The following is a 15224-nucleotide window of genomic DNA, read 5'->3' as shown; positions in this document are numbered from 1 at the left end:
CCGCCCGTGGCCCACCTTCTCTCTAGCCGTCCATTGCCGGTTCGTTACCTGCGTGGCTCGTTGGGGGTGTATATGGCAGTCGGGTTGATCGGGTCGTCGCCCGGACGTTCCTGGTCGCCGAGCGCGTCGCCGCCGCGCAGCGCCGACGGGTCGAGCCGCATCGTCGACTCGCCGCTCTGGCCCTCGTTCCACGCGGGGGCCGCGGGCGCGGCCGGGGCCTGGTGGGCCGGCTGGTACGGGCGCGGCTCGTAGCCGCCCGGCTGCTGGTGCTGCGGGTGGCCGAACGGGTCGTCGTACGTGCGCGACTGGTACGTCTCCGCCTGCTGGTAGGCGTCGAGGAGCTGCTGGGAGCGCGGGTCCACGGGCAGGTCGGGCTCCTGGTACGCCGGGGTGCCGGCGGCTCCGGCGGCTCCGGCGGCCCCAGGGGCGGCGAACTCGGCGCCCGAGTAGCCGGTGAAGGGGCTGCCGCCCTGCTGCGGCTGGTCGAACGCGCTCTGCCCGTAGTACGACTGCTGCTGCGGCTGCTGGGACTGCGGCTGCGGCGGGAACGGGACGTTCGGGGCGGTCTCACCCGTCGGGTAGGACTGGTCGGCCGGGGTGGAGAAGGAGTCCGGGGGCGCGTACGGGTTGGGGCTCTGGTGGCCGTACAGGCTGGGCTGGCTGTCCGCCGGGACGTACGGCGCGGGCTGGTACTCGACCGGCGGCGGGGTGTTGTAGTCCGGGAGGGCGGGGGCGGCCGGGCGGTCGACGGTGGGAGCCGTGTCGGCGGGCGCGTAGGAGTGCTGCCCGAACGACTGCTGCTCCTGCCCGAAGGGCTGCTGGTCCTGGCCGAACTGGGGCTGGTCCTGCCCGAACGGAGGCTGGTCCTGGCCGAACGAGGGCTGCTGGGCCTGGGCGAACGGCTGGTCCTGGGCGAACTGCGGCTGGTTCTGCGGGAACGGCTGCGGGTCCTGGCCGAAGCCGGGGTTGGTGCCGTATCCGCTGCCGTCCTGGGCGCCGAGACCCTGCGGGGCCGCGTAGGGCGAGTCCGTCTGACCGGCCGGAGCGGCCGGGAGAGCCCCGCGCACCTGGGGGTACGCCTGGTCGGCGGCCTGCTGCGGCTGAGGGGCGTAGGCGGGCTGCTGGGGGTCGGCGGTGGGGGCGTACTGGCCGGGCGCCGAGTACTGACCGGACAACGGCTGAACCTGCCCCGGCACCAGGTGCTGCCCGGACGGCGGCTGCTGGCTGTAGCCGAGCAGGTGCTCGGGCTGGCCGGGCACCTGCTGCCCGGGAAGCGGCTGCTGGCCGGGAAGCGGCTGCTGACCGGGAAGCGGCTGCTGACCGGAGAGCGGCTGCTGCCCGTAGGCGGGCAGAGGCTCCGGCAGCCCCGGCACGGGCTGACCAGGGATCGGCTGCTGGCCGGAGGGGAACTGCGGGCCGGGGACGGGCTGCTGACCTGTCGGAGGCTGCTGCCCATAACCGGCGGCAGGCTGCTCGTGCTGCGCCGCGACGGGCTGCTGCCCGGTCCCGGGCTGCTGACCGTAGCCGGCGGGCGCCTGCTGCTCCTGGTGCTGCCCGTAACCGGGAAGGCCGGGCTGCTCCTGAAGACCGTAGCCGGGGGCGGGCTGGTCCTGAGGGCCGTAACCGGGAGCGGGCTGCTCCTGGGCGCCATAGCCCGGAGCGGGCTGGTCCTGCTGAGGACTGTAGCCGAGGGCGGGCTGGTCCTGGGGGGCGGGTGAGGGCTGCTGGGCCGGGGGCTGCTGGCCGTAGCCGGCCTGCTGGGGCTGGCCGAACGCCTGGTCCTGGCCGAACGGCTGCTCCTGCTGGCCGAACGGCTGCTCCTGCTGGCCGAACGGCTGCTCCTGCTGGCCGAACGCCTGGTCCTGGCGGCCGAAGGGCTGCTCCTGATGGCCGAAGGCCGCGTCCTGGCGGGCGCCGAAGCCCGGCTGGGGCTGGCCGAAGTGGCCCTGGTAGACCTGGGCGACCGGCCGCGCGGGCAGCGCCTGCGGGATGAGGTACACGAGCGCCACCACCGTCAACGCCAGCCGGGGCACCCCGAGGAGCACGAACTCGACCGTGGGCCGGGCGCCGTCCCCGGCGAACAGCCCGAGCAGCAGCGCCAGCATCCCGAACAGGGAGGCGAGCAGCAGCCCGACGGCCGCCCCGTACGTGATCGGCCTGGCCTTGTCCGACGGCGCGCCGATCTTGGTGACCAGCAGCACCGCCCCGAGCAGCAGGGCGGTCACGACCGGGTCGGTGAGTCCGAAGAAGTTCGAGGCCGCGCGACCGGTGAAGGACGAGCTGGACGACGAGCCGATCAGGAGGTGCCCGATCGCCAGCAGCACGCTCGTCAGTCCGGCGACGAGCATGATCCAGGCGGCCGGCTCCCGCAGCCGTGCGACGTCAATTTTGCTCACAAGTTACCCCCAACGGACCCTTTGGCCCGAAGGGAGTTTGCCACATTGCCACGTCAGGCGTCGGGCGTCCCAGCAACCCCTTACATCTCAATTCGGCCTATACCTGCAAGTACACGGTTGCAGGCGGTGAAATCCGTGCCCCTGGCCCGGGCCTGTCGGCGACCGGTGAAGGCCCGGTCAAAGGCCAGTGGAAGACTGAGGCACATGCACATCGTGTCACTCGCCGGCGGCATCGGCGGCGCCCGTTTCCTGCGCGGCCTGCGCGCGACCGAGCCGGACGCCACGATCACCGTGATCGGCAACACCGGTGACGACATCACCCTGTTCGGGCTGCGGGTCTGCCCTGACCTCGACACCGTGATGTACACCCTGGGCGGCGGCATCGACGAGGAGCAGGGCTGGGGCCGGGCCAAGGAGTCCCACGTCGTCAAGGAGGAGCTGGCCGCGTACGGCGTGGAGCCGCAGTGGTTCGGCCTCGGCGACCGCGACTTCGCCACCCACATCGTCCGCTCGCAGATGCTGGAGGCCGGCTATCCGCTCTCGCAGATCACCGAGGCGCTGTGCGCGCGCTGGCAACCGGGCGTGCGCCTGCTGCCGATGACCGACGACCGCTGCGAGACCCACGTCGTGATCGAGGACGAGCACGGCAGGCGGGCCGTGCACTTCCAGGAGTGGTGGGTACGGCTGCGCGCCTCGGTGCCCGCGCAGTCGTTCGCGCTGGTGGGGGTCGACCGGGCCAAGCCGGCGCCGGGCGTGCTCGACGCGATCCGGCAGGCGGACGTGGTGATCCTGCCGCCGTCCAACCCGGTCGTCAGCATCGGCACCATCCTCCAGGTCCCGGGGATCCGCGAGGCGCTGCTGCCCAAGACCGTCGTCGGGGTGTCGCCGATCATCGGCGGGGCGCCGGTGCGCGGCATGGCCGACGCCTGCCTGACCGCCATCGGCGTGGAGACGACGGCCCAGGCCGTGCTGGAGCTGTACGGCTCCGACCTCATCGACGGCTGGCTCGTGGCCGAGGAGGACGCCGGGGTGGCGCTCGACGGCGTCCGGGTCGTGGCCCGCCCCATCCTCATGCACGATGCCGAGGCCGCGGCCGGCATCGCCCGCACCGCCCTCGACCTGGCACTGGAGCTGTCCCGATGACCACGATCCCCCCGCAGCCCCCCAAGCCCCCCACCGTCGAGGTGATCGCCGTCCAGGGCATCGGCGAGGTGCGCGAGGGCGACGACCTCGCGCACCTGCTCTCCGGCGCCCCCCTGTACGCAGGCGACATCGTCGTGGTCACCTCCAAGATCGTGAGCAAGGCCGAGGGCCGGGTCCGCCACGCTCCCGACCGGGCGCAGGCCATCGCCGACGAGACCGAGCGCGTGGTGGCCAGGCGCGGCGACACCGTGATCTCCCAGACCAGGCACGGCTTCGTGATGGCCGCCGCCGGGGTCGACGCCTCCAACACCGAGCCGGGCACTGTCCTGCTCCTGCCCGAGGACCCGGACGCCTCGGCCCGGCGGATCCGGGCGGGCCTCGCGGAGCGGACGGGGGTGCGGGCGGGGGTGATCGTCTCCGACACGTTCGGCCGGCCGTGGCGCAACGGGCTGACCGACGTGGCGATCGGCGCGGCGGGCGTGCGTCCGCTCGACGACTTCCGGGGCCGTTCCGACGCGTACGGCAACGAGCTGAGCGCCACCGTGACGGCGCTGGCCGACGAGATCGCCGGCGCGGCCGAGCTGGTCAAGGGCAAGCTCGACGGGGTGCCGGTGGCGATCGTACGCGGCCTCGCCCACCTGGTGACCGACGACGACGGCCCCGGGGTCGCGCCGCTGGTGCGCCCGGCCGACGAGGACCTGTTCCGCTACGGCTCGCGGGACGTCGTCTTCGCCCGCCGTACGATCAGGGAGTTCTCCGGCGAGCCCGTCGATCCGCAGGCCGTGCGCCGGGCGGTCGCGGCGGGCATCGCCGCGCCCGCGCCGCACCACACCACGCCGTGGCGGTTCGTGCTGGTGGAGTCCGCCGAGACGCGGACGAAGCTGCTCGACGCGATGCGCGAGGCGTGGATCGCCGACCTCCGGGGCGACAGGTTCGGCGAGGAGTCGATCGCCAAGCGGGTGCGCAGGGGCGACGTGCTGCGCAACGCGCCCTACCTGGTGGTGCCGTGCCTGGTGATGGAGGGCTCGCACACCTATCGCGACGAGCGGCGCAACGCCGCCGAGCGGGAGATGTTCGTGGTGGCGACCGGCGCCGGGGTGGAGAACTTCCTCGTCCAGCTCGCCGTCGAGGGGCTGGGCTCGGCGTGGGTGTCGTCCACGATGTTCTGCCGGCCCGTGGTGCGCGAGGTGCTCGACCTGCCGGCCGCGTGGGACCCGATGGGCTGCGTGGCCGTGGGGCACGCCGCCGCGCCGCCGCGCGACCGGGCGCCGCGCGATCCGGCCGACTTCATCGTGACGCGCTGACGGCACTGACCGGGAGCTTCGACGCCCGGTCAGCAGAACCATTTACCGTTAGGAAACTTTCCTTTACATTCGGAGCATCCCCCCATGTAAAGGAGCCGCTTTCATGCGAAGGATGCTCACGTTTGTCGCCGTGGCGGCGGTCGCCGTCGCCGCCACGCTCTTCAACACCGGGCCCGCCCTGGCCCACGGGTACGTCAACTCGCCCCCCAGCCGGCAGGCGAACTGCGCCGCCGGCAAGGTCCCCGACTGCGGCAACATCGTCTACGAGCCGCAGAGCGTCGAGGGGCCGAAGGGCCTGCGCACCTGCAACGCCGGCCTGGCACAGTTCGCCCAGCTCAACGACGACAGCAAGCCCTGGCCGGTGGCGTCGGTCGGCACCACGGTGACCTTCACGTGGACGTTCACCGCCCGGCACGCGACCGCGAACTACCAGTACTACATCGGCAGCACCAAGGTCGCCGAGTTCAGCGGCGGCAACCAGCAGCCGCCCGCGACGGTCTCGCACACCGTGAACCTGTCCGGCTTCACCGGCCGCCAGAAGGTCCTCGCGATCTGGAACATCTCCGACACCGCCAACGCCTTCTACTCCTGCATCGACCTCCAGGTCGGCGGGGGCGGCGGCACCCCGACCCCCACCCCGACCGTGACCGCGACGCCCACCCCGACGCCGACGCCGACGCCGACCACCACCGCCCCCTCGGGCACGTGGCGCGCGGGCGTCGCGTACGCGGTCGGCAGCACGGTGACCTACAACGGCCTCACCTACCGGTGCGTCCAGGCCCACACCTCGCTCGCCGGCTGGGAGCCGCCGAACGTCCCGGCGCTCTGGCAGCGCGTGTGACCCGCTGATCCGGGAAGGGGACGCTCCATGAGGGGCGTCCCCTTCCTCATGCGGGGGGCTTGCAGGTGGGGTGGCACAGGCGGCGGGCCAGCGCCGCGAGGAAGACGTCGATGATCTCGTCCGGCCGCTGCGCCTCGTGCAGGGAGCCGTTCGTGGCGGCGGTGATCTCGCCGAGCGCCGCACGGTCCACACCGGAGCCGAAGGCGATGACGATGATCTGCACCGGCCGGTCCGGCCGCCACTCGCGGCGCAGCGTGTCCACGAGCCGTTCGCGGCTGATGCCCTTGCCGTCGTCCTTGCCAGACGTGATCACCAGCAGCGTGTTGTTCATCTCCTCGCGGTACTCGCCGCTCACCCGGCGGAAACCGCTGAGCACGGCGTCGTAGAGCGAGCTGGCCCGTCCGGGATGGGCGGTGACGGTGGCGGTGGCCTCCTCCAGGCGGCTGCGCCTGACGACCTGCCCGCTCTCCGGCTCGTTGATCGGCCCGAGCCCGACCAGCTCCCGGTAGCCCCTGACCTGACCCAGCCCGCCGGCGAACTCCCACAGCCCCATGTGCGTGGAGACCGGGAAGAGCTGGAGCCCGATCCTGGCGGCCTCCAGCGCCACCTGCACGCGGGTGCTGCCCTTCAGCGGCTCGGCCATGTGCTTGCTGGTGTCGGCCAGCACCAGGATGTTGGTGGGCGGGGCGAGCCTGCTCCAGGCGCGCAGCGCCTCGTCGATGTCCTGCGGCGTGACCGACGTACGCACCTTGGGGGCGGCGGTGGGGAGCAGCGGCCCCGGCGAGAGCGGCCCCTCCTCGCCGTCGCCCGACCGGAACCCGGCCCGCCGCACGATCTGCTGCGCCTCCGGCCCCGTCAGCCAGTCGGCGAACGCCGTGGAAGCCTCGGCCACGACCGGGTCGGTGGCGGTGACGACGTAGGGGTAGTCGAGGTCGATGGTCCCCTCGCGCGGATGCAGCGCCACGACGGGGTCGGCGGAGGGCCGCTGGTTGTGGTTCCACACGGACTGCTCCGGCACGATGACCACCGGCCGCTGCCAGAACGTACGGTCGTCGACCGCCGCCAGCATGCTGCGGTAGTCGGGCGCCGACCCCGCCTGCGCCCAGCGCACGAACGCGGTCAGCGCCTTGTCGGCCTCCGGCCCGGTGCCGACCACGTCACGGGCGGCGGCCACGGTCGCGATGCCCGCCCCGGCCAGCGAGGGATCGGGCACGCGTACGACGTCGGGCTCGCCGTCCGTGGGCGTCAGCCGCCCGCGCGCGGTGGACGGGAAGACCATCCGCCAGTTCATCTCGGTGTTGCCCACGGAGAAGCGCCGCGCCAGCGACTGCCGCGTGGCGAACACCAGCGGCGAGGTCGCGACGACGCTCTCCCCGGCCGGCAGCGAGCTGGCCCCCCGCTGGCGGGCCAGCCGGATCCAGGCCGAGGAGTCGGCGATCCACCCGTCTGGCCGCTCGCGCAGCACGCCCGCGCGGTCGCCGATGAGGGTGCGCAGGACGGTGGCCGGCGGCTGCTCGGTCACCTGGATGAGCACGCACCGGCCGCCCACGGACGCCTTGGTGTCGTTGAACCGCCCGGCCGCCTCCATGACGGCGGGCGCCACGTCCACCGCCGCCGCGACGCTCACCAGAACGGGCTCCCGCGTCGAGCAGAGCGCGCCGGCGCCGCCGAGCACCACGGTCAGCGAGGCGGCGACGATGGCCACGGCCGCGAGCCCGGCCAGCACACCACGCCGTAACGCCTTCTTGCGCCGCTGCTCGGTGGAGAGCGCGGCGCGATGCCGACCCAACCGCACGTGCCGATTCTGTCAGGGTCCCGCAGTCAGGGCGCAACCCGTTGTTAGAACAAGTTACAACTAAGCGAGCGGCAACACCCGCCGTACGCTCTGGCAGACGCCGTCGCTCGCCGCCGAGGCGGCCAGCCGCTCCGCCGACGGGACGCCGTACTCGGTGGTGCGCTGGCGCACCGGCCGCCCGGTGACCTCGACCATGGCCCGCAGCTCGCTGATCGTCTTGTACGAGCCGTTCTCCGAGCCCGCCATGCGGCTGATGGTCTCCTCCATGAGCGTGCCGCCGAGGTCGTTCACGCCGCCCTGGAGCACCTGACGGCACAGGTCGTCCTGGAGCTTGACCCACGAGCACTGGATGTTGCCGATCGCGCCGTGCAGCAGGATCCTGGCCAGGGCGTGCACGGCCCGGTTCTCGCGCGCCGTGGGGCCGGGGCGGGCGATGCCGGCCAGATAGATCGGCGCGCTCGTGTGCACGAACGGCAGCAGCACGAACTCCGAGAACCCGCCGGTCTCCTCCTGCAGCCGCCTGATCAGCTTGATGTGCCTGACCCAGTGCAGGTGGTTGTCCACGTGGCCGTACATCATCGTGGACGTGGTCGGGATGCCCACCTTGTGGGCCGTGGTGATGACGTCGATCCACTCCTTCGCCGGCAGCTTGCCCTTGGTGAGCACCCAGCGCACGTCGTCGTCCAGGATCTCGGCCGCCGTGCCCGGCAGCGAGTCCACGCCGGCTTCCTTGGCGGCCTCCAGCCACTCCCGTACGGACAGGTTCGTCCTGGACGCGCCGTTGATGACCTCCATCGGCGAGAAGGCGTGCACGTGCATGTCCGGCGTACGGGCCTTCACCGCCCTCGCGATGTCGAAGTAGGCGGCCCCCGGCAGGTCGGGATGGATGCCGCCCTGCATGCACACCTCGGTCGCGCCGGCCTCCCACGCCTCCTGCGCCCGGTCGGCCACCTGGTCCAGGCTCAGCGTGTAGGCGTCGGCGTCCGTGCGCCGCTGCGCGAACGCGCAGAACCGGCAGCCGGTGTAGCAGACGTTGGTGAAGTTGATGTTCCTGTTGACGACGTAGGTGACGTCGTCGCCGGCCGCCTGCCGCCGCAGGTCGTCGGCGATGGCGGCCAGCTCCTCCAGCGCCTCGCCGTCCGCGCCGAGCAGGGCCACGGCCTCGTCGTCGGTGAGCCCGGCCGGGTCGGCCGCCGCCCTGCGCAGCGCCTGCCGCACGTCGCCGGGCGTCGTGGGCGTCGCCGTGCCGAGGCGGTCCTTCAGCGCCTCCCAGTCGCCGTAGACGTGGTCGAAGTCGGCGCGCCGGTCGTGGGTGCGCCCGTCGGTGTCCACCTCGACGTGCAGGTCCACCCGCCCGGCCGGGACGAAGCCGCCGTCCGGCTCCTGCCACGGGCGGCCCTGGAGCACGGCGTCCTCGCGGGCCAGGCCGGTCTCCGGGTCGGCGAGCGCGGCCACGTGCGCGGACAGGCGCGGGTCCAGCCAGGGCTCGCCGGCCAGCACGTACTCGGGGTAGATGGTCAGGCGCTCGCGCAGCGCGAACCCGGCCGCGGCGGTGCGGGCGGCCAGCTCCTCGATCTGCGGCCAGGGCCGCTCGGGGTTGACGTGGTCGGGGGTGAGCGGGGAGACGCCGCCCCAGTCGTCGATGCCGGCGCGGAGCATGAGCGCGTACTCGGCGTCCACCAGGTTCGGCGGGGCCTGGACGCGGGCCTTCGGGCCGAGCACCAGGCGCGTGACGGCGATGGTGGCGGCCAGCTCCTGGAGGTCGGCGTCGGGCATGCCGCGCATCGCGGTGTCCGGCTTGGCGCGGAAGTTCTGGACGATGACCTCCTGGACGCCGCCGTACTCGCGGGCCACCCGCCGGATCGCGAAGATCGACTCGGCCCGGTCCTGGATGGTCTCCCCGATGCCGATGAGGATGCCGGTGGTGAACGGCACGTTGCTGCGTCCGGCGTCCTCCAGCACCCGCAGCCGCACCGCCGGGTCCTTGTCCGGCGAGCCGTGGTGCGGCTGCCCCTTCTCCTCGAACAGCCGCCGCGACGTCGTCTCCAGCATCATCCCCATGGACGGCGCGACGGGCTTGAGCCGCTGCAGGTCCCGCCAGCTCATCACCCCGGGGTTGAGGTGCGGCAGCAGGCCGGTCTCCTCCAGGACCCTGATCGCCATGGCCCGCACGTACGACAGCGTGTCGTCGTAGCCGTGCGCGTCCAGCCACTCGCGGGCCTGGCGCCAGCGGTCCTCCGGCCGGTCCCCCAGCGTGAACAGCGCCTCCTTGCATCCCATCGCCGCGCCCTGCCTGGCGATCTCCAGGACCTCGTCCGGGCTCAGGAAGGGCGACTCAAGCTTGTGCGGCGCGGTGGCGAACGTGCAGTAGCCGCACCGGTCCCTGCACAACCTGGTCAGCGGGATGAACACCTTCCTGCTGTAGGTGACGACCCCTGGCCGGCCGGCGGACTCAAGGCCGGCGTCGCGGACGCGGGAGGCGTGCTCCAGGAGGGCGTCGAGGTGCTCGTCCCGCGCGTGCAGCAGCACTGTGGCCTCGGTGACGTCGAGGGTCTTGCCGTCGCGGGCGCGGGCGAGAGCGCGGCGGAGCGCGGAATCGTTGACGAGGTCCATACAGGCACAGTACGGGGCGCTGAGTTCCCCACATGCACCCAGGGCGGGTCAAAAAGCCCGATAATCGCGCGCCGGCATCCGCGGCCCCCGAGCCGGCGGCCGCCGCCCCGACAGCCACACCAGCACCGTCGCCCGGTGCCGGTGCCCCTCATAGGGCTCCAGCAGCCGCAACATGCCGGGATCGTCGGTCTTCTCCCCTGTCAGCGCGTAGCCGACCAGCTTGGCCAGGTGGAAATCGCCCACGCTCACCGCGTCGGGATCGCCGAACGCGCGCTGGCGCACCTCGGCCGACGTCCACACCCCGACGCCGGGCAGCGCGCGCAGCAGCCGGTCGAGCTCCTGCGTGGTGCGGGCCGCCTCCAGCTTGTCGGCGTGCCAGGCGGCGGTGGCGATCGTACGGGCCCGCACCGCCTCCGCGCCCACCCGGTGCCAGTGCCAGGAGGGGATCTGCCGCCACACCGCCGGCTCGGGGATCACCCGCATGCCCTCCGGGGCCGGGCCGGGGGCGGGCTCGCCGTAACGGTGGAGCAGGCCGCGCCAGGCCCGCCACGCCTCCTGGCCCACCACCTTCTGCTCCAGCACGGCCGGCACCAGGGCCTCCATGACGCGGCCGGTACGGCCGATGCGCAGGCCGGGGTGGCGGCGTACGACGTCGGCCAGCACCTCGTGCCGCACCCTGAACCCGGACGGGTCGTCCTCGGCCCCGAGCAGCGCCGGCAGGGTCTCCAGCGCCCAGTCCGCGCCGGGGCCCCACGCCTGCCCCAGCACCTCGCCGCCCGCTACGCTCACCCGGAGCGTGCAGGGGCCCGCGGGCGTCCTGGAGGTGCGCCACACGGCCCCGTCGGCGGTGCGCCGCCAGGCGGGATCGCCGCCGCCGCGCCGGTGCGGCTGCAGCGCCAGCCCGACGTCGAGCGGCCCATCCGGCGCCCACCTGCGCTCCCTCACCCGTCCAGTCTGCCGCCCCCGGCAGGGTGGAACGGACGTCGGACGCCGTTGACGTAGCGGGGCGGAGCGCGCGTCAGACGTCGCTGGAGTAACGCACCGCCCGCTCGGGCAGCTCGACGCCGGGCCAGACGCGCACGCCGTCCTGGAGCTCGTTGCCAGGACCGACCACGGCGCCGTCGCCGATCACCGCGCCGCGCACCACCGTGCCCGCGCACACCCGCACGCCCTTGCCCAGCACCGAGTCGATGACCTGCGCGCCCGCCTCGATCACGCAGTCGTCGCCCAGCACCGAGCCGACCACGACGGCACCGGCCTCGACGACCGCCCGCGCGCCGACCGTGGTGCCGCCCTCGACCTTGGCCGTCGGCGCGACGTCGGCGCCGGGCAGCGCCAGGAACTCGCCCGCGGGCCCCGGCAGCGCCGGGGACTCCAGCCGGCCCAGCACCAGGTCGCGCGAGCCCTGCACGAACGCGGCCGGCGTGCCGACGTCGAGCCAGTAGGTGCGGGTGGCGTAGCCGAGCACCAGCTCGCCCGCCTCGATCAGCCCGGGGAACGTCTGCCGCTCCACCGACACCACCTCGTCCTTGGGGATGGTGTCGATGACCGAGCGGGTGAAGACGTAACAGCCGGCGTTGATGCGGTTGGTGACCGGCTCGGGGGTCTTCTCCAGGAAGGCCGTGACCCGCCCGCTGTCGTCCGTCGGGACGCAGCCGAAGCGGGAGGGGTCGTCGACCTCCGTCAAATGGAGCGTTACAGCGGCCTGCCGCGTGCGGTGCAGGCGGACCTGCTCGCCGATGTCGTGCCCGGAGAGGATGTCGCCGTTGAGCACGAGCACCGGGTCGGACGGCCCCGCGGTGAGCGCCTCGGCCGCGTTGCGGATGGCTCCGCCGGTGCCGAGGGGCGTCTCCTCCGTCATGTAGCTGAGGGAGAGCCCGAACGCCGCGCCGTCGCCGAAGACCGGCTCGAACATCGACGCCTTGTAGGAGGTCGCGAACACGATCCGGCGCACGCCGAACGATCGCGCACGGGCCAGCTGGTGGGCCAGGAACGGCACCCCGGCAGTCGGCAGCAGCGGCTTGGGCGTGCCCAGTGTCAGCGGACGCAGGCGCGTGCCCTGCCCCCCGACCAGGAGGATCGCCTCGAGGCCTGGCAAAGAGCTCTCCATCATTCCGTGAGGTTACCGAACTATTCCATGGCGCGTTGATACGAGCTGAGATGCGCCTCGGCCGAGGCGTCCCAGGTGAACTCGCGGGCGCGGGCGAGGCCGGCCTCCTGGAGCTGCCGCCTCCGCTCGGCGGAGGCGAGCAGCTGGCCGAGCGCCCCCGCGATGCTGTCGGCGTCGGGCTCGGTGTAGGCGACCGCGTCGCCGCCCACCTCCGGCAGCGAGGTGCGGTGCGTGGTGAGCACGGGCGCGCCGCACGCCATGGCTTCCAGCACCGGCAGCCCGAACCCCTCGCCGCGCGAGGGGAAGGCGACCACGAGCGCGCCGCCGAGGAAGCCGGGCAGGTCGGGGCCGTGCAGGTAGCCGGGCCTGATGACGCGGACGGTGGCCTCGACCTCCCGGCAGGCGGCGTCCACGTCGTTCTCGTGCACGCCGCCGCCGATCACCAGCGCGGGCGGCTTGTCCAGCGTCTTGACCGCCGAGGCGAACCCGCGGATGAGGTTGGGCACGTTCTTGCGCGGGTCGAGGTTGCCGAGGAAGGCGACGTAGGGCTGCCCGTGCAGGCCGAGGCGCAGCGCGGCCCGGCGGATCTCGTCCTCGCTCGGCGGGTGGAACAGCGCCAGGTCGACGCCGTGGTAGGCGACGTCGATGCTGGTGGGGTCGGCGGACAGCACACGGACGAGCTCGTCCCTGGTGGCCTTGGACGGCACGATCACCCGCTTGGCCCGCCGCACGGCGGTGCGGGTGGCCGAGCGGAAGAACGACGCCCGCGGGCCGTGCTGGTCGGCCTCGGCGAACCAGGTCGCGTCGTGCACCGTCACGACGGTCGGGACGCCGGAGCCGAGCGGGATGGAGTAGTAGGGGGCGTGGATCACGTCCGCGCCGGCCTGGCGGGCGAGCAGCGGCAGGCTGCTCTGCTCCCAGGCGAGCCTGGCCGCCCTGTTGGTGATCGAGACGGGTCCTGGGATGACGGTCGCGCTGGGCGCCAGGCGCCGGTAACGCTCGGCGTCGGCACGCTGGCAGGCGACGGCTATGTCGGCGCCGACCCGGTGCAGAGCCGCGACCAGCCCGTCCACGTAGCGGGTCAGGGCGCCGCGGTCCGCGGGGACGGCCGCCGCATCGACGAGCACACGAGGCAACGTAGATCTTCTCCCCTCAAGATCAACGTGGGACCGGACGTCCCCCTCTGGAGTTCACCTTATGACCAACGTCCCCTTAATCGTGGTGCAAATCACACCCGGGAGCGTCTCGCCGCGATTCCGGCCAGGCCGGCGCAGGTCAGATCACCCAGAATGATGACGATGCGGGACGAAAGGGCCACCGCGATGGCCGCGCCGTCGGTCACGTGCGGCGCCAGCACGGCCACCATGGCGACCTCCCGCACCCCCGCGCCCGCCGGCACGACGAAGGTCAGGATGCCGAGGCACCACGACAGCGCGAACGCCCCCACCGCGAACACCAGCCCGGCCTGCGGCACGATGAAGTAGAGGTGCACGCCGTAGGCGATCCACCCGGCCAGCGCCCAGCCGAGCGCGGCGAGCATGCCCCGCCGGGTGAGCGGCCGCTCCAGGGGCTCCCGCTTCAGCTTCCGCAGCCCGAACGCGATCACCGCGTTGATGACCTTGGGCTCCAGCAGCACCAGCAGCGCCGGCAGGGCCAGCAGCAGCCAGCCGTAGCGGTCCCAGCCCAGCGTGCCGAGCGTCACCAGCAGGCCCGTGGCGAGCTGGATCGGCATCATCAGGAAGAACGCCGCCGCGCTGCGCGCCCTGGGCACGCCGAGGTCGCGGCCCATCTCCATCTGCGCCAGCACCGGCCAGAGCGCGCCCGGGATGTACTTGCCGAGCTGCCCCACGAAGAACACCTTGGCGGCGGGCCTGAGCGGCAGTGGCGAGCCCAGGTCGGCCAGCAGCGTGCGCCAGGTGAGCATGGCCCCGAGCAGCGCGGCCACCACGGCGACCAGCGACCCGGCCAGCGCGGGCGCGGACAGCCGGGCGAACCCCGCCACCACGCCGTCCCACTCCCGCGCCACGGCCCAACCGCCGAACCCGAGCGCGACCAGCAGGAACGCGACCCGGACCAGCCCCCGCACCCCTCGCGGCCGGCGCCTCTGCAGCACTCCGCCGGTGGCCGTCGCCGGGCTCTCCTCGGCTCTCACAGCGGCCGGACCCGCTCGGGCGGTTGCGGCAGCGCCGCGCCCACCGGCCGCGCCGGCCGCTTGGTCGCCACCCACAGGTACGTCGGCACCACCGGCAGCAGCAGCCGCAGCACCGCCCGCGGCGTCCTGGCGAGCACCGCCCGCACGACCTTGCCGAGCACGCCGGGGAACAGCTCTCCCCCGGCGAACCTCGTGGGCGTGGCCAGCACCGGGAAGGTGTAGTCCCAGACGTGGAAGGCCCGCAGCATCCTGCGCAGCCCGCGCCGGGTGCGGAACCGCTCGTAGTAGTGGTCGGCCCGCCCGGAGGCGCGCACGTAGCGGTCGGCGAGCGCGGGCGGCAGGTAGGACAGGAACGGCAGCTTGTAGTGCGGCTCCATGACCCCGAGCCGGTTGCCCAGCCCCAGGTAGAGCACCCCGTCGTCGGACAGCACCCGGTGCATCTCGGCCACCACCGCGTCGGGGTCGACCACGTGCTCGTAGATGTGGTTGAACACCAGCACGTCCACCGAGCCGTCGGGGAACGGCAGCGCGGTGCCGTCACCGCACACGAACGCCACCCGCCCGCCGAACCGGTCGGCGGCCCTGCGCAGCCCCGGCACGTCGATGTCGACGCCCATCGTGTGCTTGGCCCCGGCCTCGGCCAGCTCGTCGGCGATGAACCCGGCCGAGCAGCCGATGTCGGCCACGGTCAGCCCGCCGAGCGGCCCCCGGAAGTGCTCCAGCACGGCGATGATCTTCGCCGCCTTCCGCCGCCGCTTGCCCTCGTCGAGCATGGCGGACTGGAACTCCGAGTATGCGAGCTGCGCGACGCGTTGCTTCCCCACGGGGCCCCACAGTACCCACCTTCGGAGGGCCTTGACGTCCGACGCG

Annotated in this window: 11 protein-coding genes; 3 read left to right on the top strand and 8 right to left on the bottom strand. The window is 73.3% G+C overall.

All coding sequences use genetic code 11. The annotated features are described in order from the left end of the window. Window positions 1-44 precede the first annotated feature (44 nt). A complete protein-coding gene (locus tag Nocox_RS43640) occupies window positions 45-2396 on the bottom strand; it encodes a hypothetical protein (RefSeq protein ID WP_157383380.1) in 2352 nt (783 codons plus the stop codon). A 204-nt stretch (window positions 2397-2600) separates the two neighbouring features. Here Nocox_RS43640 and cofD point away from each other — a divergent pair, with 204 nt between their 5' ends. The 3 genes from cofD to Nocox_RS06010 all read left to right on the top strand — a co-directional run bounded on the left by cofD (window position 2601) and on the right by Nocox_RS06010 (window position 5684). Further along, on the top strand, window positions 2601-3539 hold the full coding sequence (gene cofD / locus Nocox_RS06020) for a 2-phospho-L-lactate transferase (protein ID WP_020546324.1): 939 nt from the start codon (window positions 2601-2603) through the stop codon (window positions 3537-3539). Then, entirely contained in the window at window positions 3536-4843 is a 1308-nt protein-coding gene (locus Nocox_RS06015) for a coenzyme F420-0:L-glutamate ligase (protein WP_020546323.1), read from the top strand. The genes cofD and Nocox_RS06015 overlap by 4 nt, the downstream gene beginning before the upstream one ends. 103 nt (window positions 4844-4946) lie before the next feature. After that, the gene (locus Nocox_RS06010) at window positions 4947-5684 is read left to right on the top strand and encodes a lytic polysaccharide monooxygenase (protein WP_026214984.1); all 738 of its coding nucleotides are present in this window, start codon (window positions 4947-4949) and stop codon (window positions 5682-5684) included. 46 nt (window positions 5685-5730) lie between these two features. Here the strand turns inward: Nocox_RS06010 and Nocox_RS06005 are convergent, their stop codons facing one another. The 7 genes from Nocox_RS06005 to Nocox_RS05975 form a co-directional block, all read right to left on the bottom strand. Continuing rightward, on the bottom strand, window positions 5731-7479 hold the full coding sequence (locus Nocox_RS06005; protein ID WP_026214983.1) for a substrate-binding and VWA domain-containing protein: 1749 nt from the start codon (window positions 7477-7479) through the stop codon (window positions 5731-5733). Window positions 7480-7539: 60 nt separating this feature from the next. After that, window positions 7540-10092 carry a bifunctional FO biosynthesis protein CofGH gene (locus tag Nocox_RS06000; RefSeq protein ID WP_020546320.1) on the bottom strand — a complete coding sequence of 851 codons (2553 nt, stop codon included), beginning with the start codon at window positions 10090-10092 and terminating at the stop codon, window positions 7540-7542. A gap of 48 nt (window positions 10093-10140) precedes the next feature. Then, window positions 10141-11037 carry a DNA-3-methyladenine glycosylase family protein gene (locus Nocox_RS05995; RefSeq protein ID WP_020546319.1) on the bottom strand — a complete coding sequence of 299 codons (897 nt, stop codon included), beginning with the start codon at window positions 11035-11037 and terminating at the stop codon, window positions 10141-10143. A 73-nt stretch (window positions 11038-11110) separates the two neighbouring features. After that, window positions 11111-12190, bottom strand: a complete 1080-nt coding sequence (gene manB, locus Nocox_RS05990) for a mannose-1-phosphate guanylyltransferase (protein ID WP_020546318.1) — start codon at window positions 12188-12190, stop codon at window positions 11111-11113. 32 nt (window positions 12191-12222) lie between these two features. After that, window positions 12223-13329 (bottom strand): glycosyltransferase family 4 protein, encoded by a 1107-nt coding sequence (locus tag Nocox_RS05985; protein WP_020546317.1) that lies wholly within the window; start codon window positions 13327-13329, stop codon window positions 12223-12225. Between the two features lie 101 nt (window positions 13330-13430). Continuing rightward, on the bottom strand, window positions 13431-14354 hold the full coding sequence (locus Nocox_RS05980; RefSeq protein ID WP_246649744.1) for a lysylphosphatidylglycerol synthase domain-containing protein: 924 nt from the start codon (window positions 14352-14354) through the stop codon (window positions 13431-13433). Next, on the bottom strand, window positions 14351-15178 hold the full coding sequence (locus Nocox_RS05975; protein ID WP_020546315.1) for a class I SAM-dependent methyltransferase: 828 nt from the start codon (window positions 15176-15178) through the stop codon (window positions 14351-14353). Before Nocox_RS05975 ends, Nocox_RS05980 begins: the two co-directional genes overlap by 4 nt. Window positions 15179-15224 lie beyond the last annotated feature (46 nt).

Origin of the sequence: Nonomuraea coxensis DSM 45129 (genome assembly GCF_019397265.1) — a bacterium.
Taxonomy (GTDB): domain Bacteria; phylum Actinomycetota; class Actinomycetes; order Streptosporangiales; family Streptosporangiaceae; genus Nonomuraea; species Nonomuraea coxensis.
Note: the sequence above shows the minus strand (reverse complement) of the source record. Positions and strands in the feature narration are given on the sequence as shown.